The organism is Alphaproteobacteria bacterium (assembly GCA_035625915.1).
Classification (GTDB): Bacteria; Pseudomonadota; Alphaproteobacteria; order JACZXZ01; family JACZXZ01; genus DATDHA01.
In genome coordinates, this window is sequence record DASPOR010000200.1 from 1 (window position 1) to 11933 (window position 11933).

10 protein-coding genes and 3 tRNA genes are annotated in these 11933 nt (G+C 60.4%); all 13 read left to right on the forward strand.

The features are described 5' to 3' along the window. The coding region (locus tag VEJ16_15485) for a transketolase (protein HYB11067.1) at positions 1-1323 on the forward strand (1323 nt) is incomplete at its 5' end. Positions 1324-1587: 264 nt separating this feature from the next. Then, positions 1588-1674, forward strand: a tRNA-Leu gene (locus VEJ16_15490). Positions 1675-1790: 116 nt separating this feature from the next. Continuing rightward, a complete protein-coding gene (tig, locus tag VEJ16_15495; protein HYB11068.1) occupies positions 1791-3212 on the forward strand; it encodes a trigger factor in 1422 nt (473 codons plus the stop codon). Between the two features lie 193 nt (positions 3213-3405). Beyond that, complete coding sequence (gene clpP / locus VEJ16_15500; GenBank protein ID HYB11069.1) at positions 3406-4050, forward strand: ATP-dependent Clp endopeptidase proteolytic subunit ClpP; 645 nt, start codon at positions 3406-3408, stop codon at positions 4048-4050. A 226-nt stretch (positions 4051-4276) separates the two neighbouring features. Further along, the gene (gene clpX / locus VEJ16_15505; protein HYB11070.1) at positions 4277-5542 is read left to right on the forward strand and encodes an ATP-dependent Clp protease ATP-binding subunit ClpX; all 1266 of its coding nucleotides are present in this window, start codon (positions 4277-4279) and stop codon (positions 5540-5542) included. A 186-nt stretch (positions 5543-5728) separates the two neighbouring features. Then, entirely contained in the window at positions 5729-8137 is a 2409-nt protein-coding gene (lon, locus tag VEJ16_15510) for an endopeptidase La (protein ID HYB11071.1), read from the forward strand. Positions 8138-8317: 180 nt separating this feature from the next. Continuing rightward, complete coding sequence (locus VEJ16_15515) at positions 8318-8590, forward strand: HU family DNA-binding protein (GenBank protein ID HYB11072.1); 273 nt, start codon at positions 8318-8320, stop codon at positions 8588-8590. Positions 8591-8829: 239 nt separating this feature from the next. Continuing rightward, positions 8830-8905, forward strand: a tRNA-Val gene (locus VEJ16_15520). Positions 8906-9580: 675 nt separating this feature from the next. Next, positions 9581-9657 (forward strand) — tRNA-Asp (locus VEJ16_15525). 266 nt (positions 9658-9923) lie between these two features. Next, on the forward strand, positions 9924-10289 hold the full coding sequence (locus VEJ16_15530; protein HYB11073.1) for an NADH-quinone oxidoreductase subunit A: 366 nt from the start codon (positions 9924-9926) through the stop codon (positions 10287-10289). Then, the gene (locus VEJ16_15535; protein ID HYB11074.1) at positions 10280-10837 is read left to right on the forward strand and encodes an NADH-quinone oxidoreductase subunit B family protein; all 558 of its coding nucleotides are present in this window, start codon (positions 10280-10282) and stop codon (positions 10835-10837) included. The genes VEJ16_15530 and VEJ16_15535 overlap by 10 nt, the downstream gene beginning before the upstream one ends. 33 nt (positions 10838-10870) lie before the next feature. Continuing rightward, positions 10871-11497: an NADH-quinone oxidoreductase subunit C gene (locus VEJ16_15540; GenBank protein HYB11075.1), complete on the forward strand. Its 627-nt coding sequence runs from the start codon at positions 10871-10873 to the stop codon at positions 11495-11497. Continuing rightward, positions 11497-11933 (forward strand): NADH-quinone oxidoreductase subunit D (locus VEJ16_15545; GenBank protein ID HYB11076.1); only part of this gene is annotated, 437 nt, incomplete at its 3' end. The genes VEJ16_15540 and VEJ16_15545, both read left to right, overlap by 1 nt.

Consider the following 11933-nt stretch of genomic DNA (forward strand, 5'->3'; position numbering starts at 1 on the left):
TGGGAGCGTTTCGCCGGACTGTCCCTCCCGCGCGAGACATTGCAGCGGTTTCTCGATCGCATACCGTTCGCGACGCGCTACCCCCGTCGATACGAGGCTCGGCGAATCGATGTGCCCACAAGCCTTCCGCTCCAGATCGAACGCAGCATGTCTACCCAAGAAGCCTTCGGCAAGATCCTGAACGATATCGCCCGCAGCAACTCGCAACTTGCCGAACGGATCGTCACGACATCGCCCGACGTGACGGTTTCGACCAATCTCGGACCTTGGGTCAATCGCCGGGGCATCTTCGACCGCGAGACGTTGGCTGACCCCTTCAAGGAGGAGCAGGTCGTCTCCGCACAGCGCTGGGTCCAGTCACCCCAAGGCCAGCATATCGAGCTCGGCATCGCGGAGAACAATCTTTTCCTGATGCTCGCCGCACTTGGCCTCAGCCATTCCTTGTTCGGCGCACGGCTGCTGCCCATCGGCACGCTCTACGATCCTTTCATTCAGCGTGGCCTCGATGCGCTCAATTACGCCTGCTACCAGGACGCGCGATTTCTTCTGGTGGCGACCCCATCCGGGATCACGCTTGCGCCGGAGGGTGGCGCTCACCAGTCGATCGGCACACCGATGATCGGCATCGCCCAGGACGGCATGGCGGCGTTCGAACCTGCCTTTGCCGACGAGCTTGCGACGGTCATAGCCTGGGCATTCGATTACATGCAGCGAAGCGGAGACAATCCGGTACGCGAGTCCCATCCGGGATTCTCCTGGCTGCGCGATTCTGCGGGCGGTTCCGTTTACCTGCGCCTTTCGACCCGCTCGATCGCCCAGATCGAGCGGGCGATTGACAGCGACCTGCGCGCCGAGGTCATCGCGGGCGGCTACTGGCTGAAGCCGCCGCGGCCGGGCGCTGAACTTGCGATCGTCTACACGGGTGCGGTGGCACCGGAAGCGATCGCGGCATGGGAGCAATCGAGTGAAGACGTTCCGGGCGCTGGCCTCCTCGCCGTCACGTCCGCCGACCGTCTTAACGCCGAATGGATGGCGGCGCGGCGCGCGCGGGAGGCGGGTGAAGGACAGGCCCGCTCCCATATCGAGCGGCTCCTTGCGACACTGGCGCCGGATGCGGCTTTGGTGACGGTGCTCGATGGCCATCCGGCAACGCTCTCCTGGCTCGGGGCGGTCCACGGGCACAGGGCAGCGTCCCTCGGCGTCGAACATTTCGGTCAATCGGGGGACATTCCCGCCCTGTACAGCAAATACCACCTGGATACGGATGCTATCCTCGACGCCGCCGCCGGAGTGCTTATCGCGCGGCGGCGAGATCGGGCGTAGTCCCCCAATTTGCACCCTCGATAACCAGCCGAATTTTCGGCTCGTTGGCTCTAACTCGATCGCGGCGTGAACTTGATCGGGCGCACGTTCATCCTATTTCTTATCGATTGCCGTCGGTCGCGTTCGTTGGCGGCCGTGGGACATTAATCGCGGTTTGCGCTCGTGTACCCCTTGAACCCCGCGGCCCGAGGCCTTAATAGATCGGCCCTGCGTCTGAGACATTGACGCTTCCGGCGATAGCAGGTAGCGATAGCGCCTTGCGTCGCGGGCGTGGCGGAATTGGTAGACGCGCCAGGCTTAGGACCTGGTGGCCGCGAGGTCGTGGGGGTTCAAGTCCCTCCGCCCGCACCAGGTGCTGGGGAGGGCATTGTCACCGAGGGGATGCGGGCCGCGTGCCGACCGCTCAGCCGACGGCAGGTATGGTCCGCAGTCGGGCCGTCTAATTTCACGAACAGTCGAGACGATTTATGGAAGTCAAGCAAACCACTGTCGATGGCCTCAAGCATGAATTGAAGGTCGTGCTTTCCGCCAAGGACCTCGAGGAGAAGATCGATCGCCGTCTGGGCGAACTCGCAAATCAAGTGCGTATTCCGGGATTTCGGCCGGGCAAGGTGCCGCTTTCGGTCCTGAAGAAACGCTACGGCGATTCGGTTCTCGGTGAGGTTGTTGAGCGAGCGATCTCCGACAGCTCCGAGCGCGCCCTCACCGACCATGGCTTGAAGCCGGCGTTACGGCCCAAGATTGAGGTAACGTCGTTCGAGAAGGGTACCGACCTCGAATACAAGATGGCGTTCGAGGTGCTGCCCAAAATCGAACCGATGGACTTTACCGCGCTCACACTCGAGCGCTTGGTGGCCGACATCGCGGACAAGGACGTCGATGACGCCCTCGATCGTCTTGCCAAGCAGCAAAAGCGGAACGAGCCAGCACCCGACGGCCATAAGGCCGCGGCAGGCGACGTGGTGGTGATCGACTTCAACGGCACGGTCGACGGCAAGGAATTTCCCGGCGGCTCGGCCGAGGGTTATTTCCTCGAGCTTGGCGCCAACCAATTCATCCCCGGTTTTGAGGATCAGCTCGTGGGCTCGGCCGCCGGGGCAAAGCTTACGGTCCATGTGACCTTTCCCGCGGATTACCCCGCGAAGGAACTCGCGGGCAAACCGGCAAAGTTCGAGGTCGCCGTAAAGGAGGTACGGATTCCCTTGGCCACGGCGATCGACGAACGGCTCGCCACGGACATGGGACTAGAGAACCTTGAAGCACTTCGCAAATCCGTGCGCGAGAGGATCGAGCGCGAATATGCCGATGTTTCGAAGCAGCGCCTCAAGCGCGCCCTTCTTGACGCGCTCGCTGCCGCGCACGATTTTCAGGTGCCCGCAGGCATGGTGGACCTGGAATTCGAGCAGATCTGGCGTCAAATCGAGGAGGGCCGTAAGGGCGGCACCCTCGATCCCGAGGATACGGCTAAAACGGACGACGAACTCAAGGCCGAATATCGCGCAATCGCGGAGCGGCGCGTGCGTTTGGGGCTGCTCCTTTCCGAAGTCGGTCAGCGACACAATATTGCTGTTGCACCCGAGGAGGTAAATCGCGCGATGATTGAAGAGGCGCGCCGTTTCCCTGGCCAAGAGCGGAAAGTGCTGGAGTATTTCAAGAACTCGCCCGAGGCGGTGGCGCAACTTCGCGCGCCGATCTTCGAGGCCAAGGTCGTGGACTTCATCGTCGAACTTGCCAAACCGAAAGAGCGGCGGATTTCAATTGCCGAACTTCTCGCCGAGCCGGAGGACGAAGCGAAGGGCGACGCGGCGGTGGAAACGAAAGGTGCCAAAAGTCCTTCGACCCGGAAGAAAAGCGAGCGCAAGAAACCTGCCAAAGCTAAGGAGGAATGAGGTTCGCCGCGAACACGTTCGCGCGGCCTTCGACTGCCGAGTTGTTTGCATGTCACGTCACTCCGGTCGGAGCCAAACGGGAGGCGGGAACCCAGATGCTGGATGATCGCATTCGCAGGCATGACAAAAAGCGATGATCCGCTAGAATCGATATCTGAGCGAGTTCGAGGATCGAGGAAGGAACGGACGTTAGATGGCTGACAAGATGGATACCCAGGCGAACTACCTGATCCCCATGGTCGTCGAGCAAACCAGTCGGGGGGAGCGCTCTTACGACATTTACTCCCGGCTATTGAAGGAGCGGATCATTTTCCTGACGGGACCGGTGAACGATGCGGTTGCGAGCCTTATCTGCGCGCAGCTGCTGTTCCTTGAATCGGAGAATCCGAGCAAGGATATTGCGTTCTATGTCAACTCGCCCGGTGGGGTGGTGACCTCGGGCCTCGCGATCTACGACACCATGCAGTACGTGCGCCCCGACATCATGACCGTCTGCGTCGGCCAGGCGGCGAGCATGGGCTCGCTCCTTCTCGCCGCGGGAACGAAGGGCAAACGTTATGCTCTGCCCAATGCGCGGATTATGATTCATCAACCATCCGGCGGCGCTCAGGGTCAAGCGACCGACATCGAAATCCAGGCGCGCGAAATTCTCAGTCTCAGAACACGGCTCAATCAAATATACGTCAAGCACACCGGCCAGCCGATCGAAGTGATCGAACAAGCGGTTGAGCGCGACAAGTTTCTCTCGCCAGACGAGGCAAGGGAATTCGGCATTGTGGACCAAGTGGTGGTAAGCCGCCCGCTGCCAGCGGACGCGGATGCAACTGTCAAGGCTTAATTCTTTTGCGCTGCACCCGACGCCTCCCGATTAACCGAATGTTGAGTAGTCGGGCGCAAGACTGTGCCCTGCGGCGGGCACGGCTCAAGGCCAAAGACTGACGCGGTTTGGCCTTTTCAGAAGCCGACCGCTCGGGAATCGGCCTTTTTAGACGTTGTCCCGTCTGGCGCCGCTCGTTAACATAAGGTAGCTGTGGACGGGTAGTGCCTCTCTCGACGGTGTGGGAATGAACAAATCTTCGGGTGGCGACTCAAAAAATACTTTGTACTGCTCTTTCTGCGGAAAGAGTCAGCACGAGGTGCGCAAACTCATCGCGGGTCCGACGGTGTTCATCTGCGACGAGTGCGTCGAGCTGTGCATGGACATCATCCGCGAAGAGCACAAGACGACGCTGGTGCGTTCTCGCGACGGCGTGCCGAGCCCGCGCGATATCCGCCTTGTCCTCGACGACTATGTCATCGGCCAGACCCACGCGAAGAAAGTGCTTTCGGTTGCGGTCCACAATCACTACAAACGCCTCGCGCACGGTGCGAAGAACAACGACGTCGAGCTTGCCAAGTCGAACATCCTCCTTGTCGGTCCGACCGGTTCGGGCAAGACGCTGCTCGCGCAGACGCTCGCGCGCATTATCGACGTGCCGTTCACCATGGCGGATGCGACAACCCTGACGGAAGCGGGATACGTTGGCGAGGACGTCGAGAACATCATCCTCAAGCTGCTTCAGGCCGCCGACTACAATGTCGAACGTGCGCAGCGCGGCATCGTCTATATTGACGAGGTCGATAAGATCAGCCGCAAGTCCGACAACCCGTCGATAACGCGCGACGTGTCCGGCGAAGGCGTGCAGCAAGCGCTTCTGAAGATCATGGAGGGCACGGTGGCGAGCGTGCCGCCGCAGGGCGGGCGCAAGCACCCGCAACAGGAATTCCTCCAGGTTGACACGACCAACATCCTCTTCATCTGCGGTGGCGCCTTCGCAGGGCTCGAAAAGATCATCGCACAGCGCCAGCGCGGCTCCTCGATCGGGTTCGGCGCCGACGTGCGGGGGCCGGAGGAGCGGCAGACCGGTGAAGTGTTGCGCGACGTGGAGCCCGAGGACCTTCTCAAGTTCGGTCTCATCCCCGAATTTATCGGACGCCTGCCCGTCGTGGCGACCCTCGACGATCTCGACGAGGACGCGCTCGTCGAAATCCTCGTCAAGCCGAAGAATGCGCTCGTCAAGCAATACCAACGCCTCTTCGAAATGGAGGGGGTCAAGCTCGGCTTCACCGAGGACGCGATGCGTTCGATCGCGAAGAAGGCGATCCTACGCAAGACCGGCGCGCGCGGCTTGCGCTCCATTATGGAGGGCATTCTGCTCGACACCATGTTCGATTTGCCGAGTCTCGATGGCGTCGAAGAGATCATCATCAACCGCGAGGTGGTCGACGGACGTGCCAAACCGCTCCATATCTACGCCGACCGGCAAAGCGACCTCGGCACGAGCGCCTGAGCCCGAAGGCATGGCGGGGGCGCCTTTCGGCCCAATTCAAAGCGCCGATTTCACCGGCTTGTGGGCAGGCATCTTTCGCCTCCACTTGATCATTCGATCGACCGATGCCACCTAAGGGGGCGGTCGAACGGGGCTGTGAGCATATAGTATACTGAAAGCCGGCGCTTTAGCCGGTCGCGAGGTAGGATGTTAGAACTTCAGCGTGGCAATGTATTCCCGGTCCTTCCACTCCGGGATATTGTTGTATTTCCCCATATGATCGTTCCGCTTTTCGTGGGCCGAGAGAAGTCCGTGCGCGCCCTCGAGGACGTCATGAAGGAGGACAAGCAGATCCTGCTTGTCGCCCAGAAGAATGCGTCCCAGAACGACCCGACGACGGCTGATATATTTTCAGTCGGCACGGTGGGCACGGTATTGCAGCTCCTCAAGCTGCCCGATCAGACCGTGAAGGTCCTGGTCGAGGGCACACAGCGCGCGAGGATCGTGCGCTTCACTGAAAACCCCGAGTTCTTCCAGTGTTACGCCGAGGTGATCCCGGAGGAAGACGGCGACAACAAAGAGATCGAGGCGTTGTCCCGTTCCGTCGTGGCGCAGTTCGAGCAATACATCAAGCTCAACCGAAAGATACCGCCCGAGGTCCTGGTTTCGATCAATCAGATCGATACGCCGAGCAAGCTCGCGGATACGGTGGCGTCCCATCTCTCGCTCAAGATTCCGGAGAAGCAGGAGCTGTTGGAGGCGCCGACCGTGGTGGCGCGCCTCGAGAAGATCTTCGCCTTCATGGAGGGCGAGATCGGCGTGCTCCAGGTCGAAAAGCGCATCCGCAACCGGGTCAAGCGCCAGATGGAGAAGACCCAGCGCGAGTATTACCTGAATGAGCAATTAAAGGCGATCCAGAAGGAACTCGGCGAGATCGAGGAAGGGCGCGACGAGGCCTCCGAGATCGAGGAGCGGATCAAGAAGACCAAGCTGTCGAAGGAGGCGCGCGAGAAGGCTCTGACCGAGCTCAAGAAGCTCCGCACCATGAGTCCGATGTCGGCCGAAGCGACCGTCGTGCGCAACTACCTCGATTGGCTGCTTTCAATACCTTGGAAGAAACCCACCAAGATCAAGCGCGATTTGAAGCTCGCCGAGAAGGTCCTCAACGAGGATCACTATAGCCTCGAGAAGGTGAAGGAGCGCATCGTCGAGTACCTCGCGGTGCAGCAGCGCATGAACAAGGTCAAGGGCCCGATCCTGTGCCTCGTGGGGCCGCCCGGTGTGGGCAAGACGTCCCTCGGCCGCTCGATCGCGCGCGCCACGGGGCGCAATTTCGTGCGCATGTCGCTCGGCGGCGTGCGCGACGAAGCGGAGATCCGAGGTCATCGCCGGACATATATCGGCTCGATGCCCGGCAAGGTGATCCAGGGCATGAAAAAGGCCAAATCGTCGAACCCGCTTTTCCTCCTGGATGAGGTCGACAAGCTGGGTGCGGATTGGCGCGGCGACCCGTCCTCCGCATTGCTCGAGGTCCTCGACCCCGAGCAAAATCACACCTTCAACGACCATTATCTCGAGGTCGATTACGACCTGTCGGACGTGATGTTCGTCACGACGGCAAATACGCTGCGCATGCCGCAGCCGCTTTTGGATCGCATGGAGATCATTCGCATTCCCGGCTACACCGAGGATGAGAAGGTCATGATCGCGCAGCGCCATCTCCTTCCGAAGCAGATCAAGGAGCATGGCCTGAAGGCGGAAGAGTGGACGATCTCGGAAACGGCTCTTCGCGACCTTATCCGCTATTACACGCGTGAGGCCGGCGTGCGCAATCTCGAGCGCGAGATCGCCAATCTCGCGCGCAAGGCGATCAAGAAAATCCTTTCGGATGAGGCGAAGAAGGTCGAGGTCAACACGCGTAATTTGGAGAAATTCGCCGGCGTGCGGCGGTTTCGCTTTGGCGAAGTCGAGTCCGAGGATCTTGTCGGCATCACGACGGGCCTCGCCTGGACCGAGGTGGGCGGGGAGCTTCTATCGATCGAGGCCGTCATGCTGCCTGGCAAGGGCAAGATGATGACGACCGGCAAGCTCGGCGACGTGATGCAGGAATCGGTGCAAGCGGCGGCTTCGTTCGTCCGTGCGCGGGCACCTCAATTCGGCATCAAGCCGACGGTCTTCGAGAAACGCGACATCCACGTCCATGTGCCGGAGGGGGCTACACCCAAAGACGGCCCCTCCGCGGGTGTCGCGATGCTGACCTCGATCGTTTCGGTCCTCACGGGTGTTGCCGTGCGGCGCGATGTTGCGATGACGGGCGAGATCACGCTGCGCGGTCGCGTGCTTCCGATTGGCGGGCTCAAGGAAAAACTCCTCGCCGCACTTCGCGGTGGAATCAAGACCGTGATCATTCCGCGGGAGAACGAGAAGGATCTTGCCGAGATTCCCGACAACGTGAAACGTGGCATGAACCTCATTCCCGCGAGCACGGCCGACGAAGTGCTGAGGGTGGCGCTCGTCAAACCGCTTGTCCCGATCGAGTGGGACGAGGAGGCGGAGTTGCGAGCCGTCGCGGGAAAGTCGAAGCCGGACGAAATCGGCGGCATCGTCACGCACTAGATCGACATCGCACGGATTCCCGAGTCGCGACTCGGGAATCCGTGAAAAATGGCGGAATTCCTGGGGAAAACTCGCCCTCTTCAATTGACGGCATGGGGTGGTAAGACTAAGATGCGCGCGTTTCTGCGTGCACAAGTCTGGTAGTCGTGCTGTACCTTCCACTCCAGAAGGGGGCTCAAGGTGAATAAGAACGATCTTGTCGCTGCCGTCGCAGCTAACACTGGCTTATCGAAATCCGACGCCACCAAAGCCGTGGATGCAGTGTTTGAGTCGATCACCGCGTCGCTCAAGAAGATGCAGGAAGTGCGTCTCGTCGGCTTCGGCACGTTCTCGGTCGCGAAGCGCAAGGCATCGGAAGGCCGCAATCCGCGGACCGGGGAGAAGATGACAATTCCCGCCTCGAAGCGCCCGAAATTCTCGGCGGGTAAGGGATTGAAGGAAGCCGTCAACTAGGACGACGAACGCGCGCTAGGGTCGGCTGCTCCAACGGGCAGCCGACTTCGTGTATTTTTGGAGCGCCGTGCAAGAGGCTCCGGGGCGCGAATTTCTGCCGACGAGGATTGGCGCCGTTCAAGTTGGCTTGGTTTACGGGGCGGCGCGTTCGAGCTGCTCGTATCGGGCCGACAAGCAACGATTTTCATTCTCTGAAGTTTTCTAATATTCTTCGAAGTAGCGGCGGTCACGACAAGAGGGGGCGCTTAGCTCAGTTGGTAGAGCGGCACGTTTACACCGTGTAGGTCGGCGGTTCGAGTCCGTCAGCGCCCACCATCCAAATTCTCAGCATGCTGGCTGACGAGTACCCATCCAAACAGCGCCTCGGCCAGCTTGATACTTAGCAGGCGAACGAACGAGCCGCGACTGCCGATCCCAGCACGCCTATTCTGGGTTGCAAACGCCAGATGACCGGGCATCGATCGGCACAACCCCCTTCGCTTGGATAGCGGGCGTTAACCAATTAAACACAAGCTGGCGGGAAAATGAGCAAGACACGGCGATTTTGCCCGCCGCCGTCGCCGGATCGCCCTCGGTGCGGGTCCAGTTGCCGTCGCGTTTTGGCACCGCAGCGTGTAGACGGATCGGCAATTTACACCGTCAACGCGCCCAAAGGTGGAATGCATGTCCAGGACCGTGGATCGTTATCTTCAGCATTGGGGACATTATTTGCTGGGCTGGATTCTCGTCGGCACCGCGCCCATGTTCTTGCCCCTTGCCGTGTTGTCAACCGCACTCCCTTCGAATGCACCGCCGAGGCAGGCCCTTCCGGACACGCGCGGCGGCTCGGGACAAGACGCAAAACGGAATCTCAGAACGCAATCGCGGTCCGCGGCGAACGAGCGATGACATAATCGGCCGGGTCCGCTTCCCTCTGGCACCCCTCGGTCGCCTGTCGCTTGACACTGTGGGGGTGCTGGTCTAAATGCATGCGCCCAATCCGTTATCAGCGGGGGCGTAGCTCAGTCGGTTAGAGCGCCGGCCTGTCACGCCGGAGGTCGCGGGTTCGAGCCCCGTCGCTCCCGCCATCCTTGGCCCGAAAGTTTGCGATCAAGTCGATGCGGCACCGAGGCGGCAAGCCATTTGTCGCCCGCGCTCCAGCACCCTGGCGCGGACCACAGGGTGCCGGTGCCGAAACTGTGCTTTTCTTTGTCACGACCTATTCTTATAGTACCGCCGTCGCAAGCGGCTGGCCCCGTCTCCTCCATCGGCCGGCCGGCATGCGTGGCCCGAGAATGGCGATCCCCACACCGGCCTGGCCGGGCGCTGCCGGTGCTCCTCGCAGGTATCGATCATGGAAGATTTACTCAAGGAATATCTCCCCATCTTGATCTTCCTCGGCATAGCCGTGGCCATTGCAGCGGCGGCTTTGCTCGCGTCATTTATCCTTGCGCACCAGCGGCCTGATTCCGAGAAGCTTTCCGCATATGAATGCGGTTTCGAGGCGTTCAACGACGCCCGCAGCAAATTCGACGTGCGCTTTTATCTCGTGGCCATCCTGTTCATAATCTTCGATCTCGAGGTCGCGTTTTTGTTCCCATGGGCGGTGACGCTTGGGAAAATCGGGGTCTTCGGATTTTGGTCGATGGTGGTATTCCTCGCGGTGCTGACCATTGGTTTTGTCTATGAGTGGAAAAAGGGGGCGTTGGAATGGGAATAGAACGCTCGGGCATTGCCACCCTTCCGGAACGAGCCACCGGTCCCGGCCCGGAGCAGGACGCGCTCTTGAAGACGGTGACCGACGAGCTGACGGATAAGGGTTTCGTCGTGGCGCAGCTTGACAAGCTCGTCAACTGGGCGCGCACGGGCTCGCTTTGGCCGATGACATTCGGGCTTGCCTGCTGCGCTGTCGAGATGATGCACGCCTATATGAGCCGGTACGATCTCGATCGCTTCGGCGTGGTACCGCGCGGAAGCCCGCGCCAGTCGGACGTGATGATCGTGGCGGGCACGCTGACCAACAAAATGGCGCCCCCCTTGCGCAAGGTGTACGACCAGATGGCCGAGCCGCGTTGGGTGATCTCCATGGGTTCGTGCGCCAATGGTGGCGGGTATTATCACTATTCCTATTCGGTCGTGCGTGGTTGCGATCGCATCGTGCCGGTCGATATCTACGTTCCGGGTTGCCCGCCGACGGCCGAAGCACTGCTTTACGGGATCCTGCAGCTTCAAAAGAAGATCAGACGCACGGGCACGATCGCGCGCTAGCCGCACAATCGCTCGTCTCTTTCGGATCAGGTCATGGATAACGCACTCAAGGAGCTCGGCGATTACGTCTCAGCCGCATTGCCGGGCGATATCTCGAAGATCGAGATCCGGCACGGCGAACTGATGCTGACGGCAAGACGCGAAGCGATCGTCAAAGTTCTCACGTTCCTGCGCGACGACGCGAAGTGCGAATTTCAGTTGCTGGTGGATTTATGCGGTGCGGACTATCCGGATCGACGGGAGCGTTTCGACGTCGTCTATAATCTCTTGAGTCTCACGCACAATCGCCGCGTCCGCGTCAAAGTCGAAACCGACGAGGAAACGCCGGTCGCGTCAGTCGTCCCGGTCTACGCCGTCGCCAACTGGTTCGAGCGAGAGACATGGGATCTCTACGGGATTTTCTTCGAGAACCACCCCGATTTGCGCCGGCTTCTCACCGATTACGGCTTCGACGGTCACCCGATGCGGAAGGATTTTCCGCTGACGGGATACGTCGAGGTGCGTTATGACGACGAGCAGAAACGGGTTGTCTACGAACCGGTGAAGCTCACGCAGGAGTTCCGCACGTTCGACTTCATGAGCCCGTGGGAAGGCATGACGAAAGTGGTATTGCCCGGTGACGAAAAGGCGAGTGACCGAGAGGGCGGAGAGAAACACTGATGGCCGACGTCCAAATCAAGAATATGACGTTGAACTTCGGGCCGCAGCACCCGGCGGCGCATGGCGTGTTGCGCATGGTGCTGGAACTCGACGGCGAAATCATCGAGCGCGCCGACCCGCATATCGGCCTGCTCCATCGGGGTACCGAAAAGCTGATCGAGTACAAGACCTATCTGCAGGCCGTTCCGTATTTCGACCGTCTCGATTACGTCTCGCCGATGTCGCTCGAGCACGCCTATGCGCTCGCCGTCGAGAAGCTCCTGGGGATCGAGCCTCCGCCGCGCGGGAAATACGTCCGCGTGCTCTTCGCCGAGATTACGCGCATCTTGAACCATCTGCTCAATCTCCCCGCCTTTGCGATGGACGTGGGTGCGATGACCCCGTTTCTCTGGGCGTTCGAGCAGCGCGAGCACTTGATGGAAATTTACGAGAGGGT

Bases quoted from the DNA above. Each gene is read 5' to 3' on its own strand.
- clpX (HYB11070.1), top strand. From the start codon at position 4,277: ATGAACAAATCTTCGGGTGGCGACTCAAAAAATACTTTGTACTGCTCT.
- clpP (HYB11069.1), top strand. From the start codon at position 3,406: ATGGCTGACAAGATGGATACCCAGGCGAACTACCTGATCCCCATGGTC.
- VEJ16_15535 (HYB11074.1), top strand. From the start codon at position 10,280: ATGGGAATAGAACGCTCGGGCATTGCCACCCTTCCGGAACGAGCCACC.
- VEJ16_15530 (HYB11073.1), top strand. From the start codon at position 9,924: ATGGAAGATTTACTCAAGGAATATCTCCCCATCTTGATCTTCCTCGGC.
- VEJ16_15540 (HYB11075.1), top strand. From the start codon at position 10,871: ATGGATAACGCACTCAAGGAGCTCGGCGATTACGTCTCAGCCGCATTG.
- tig (HYB11068.1), top strand. From the start codon at position 1,791: ATGGAAGTCAAGCAAACCACTGTCGATGGCCTCAAGCATGAATTGAAG.
- lon (HYB11071.1), top strand. From the start codon at position 5,729: ATGTTAGAACTTCAGCGTGGCAATGTATTCCCGGTCCTTCCACTCCGG.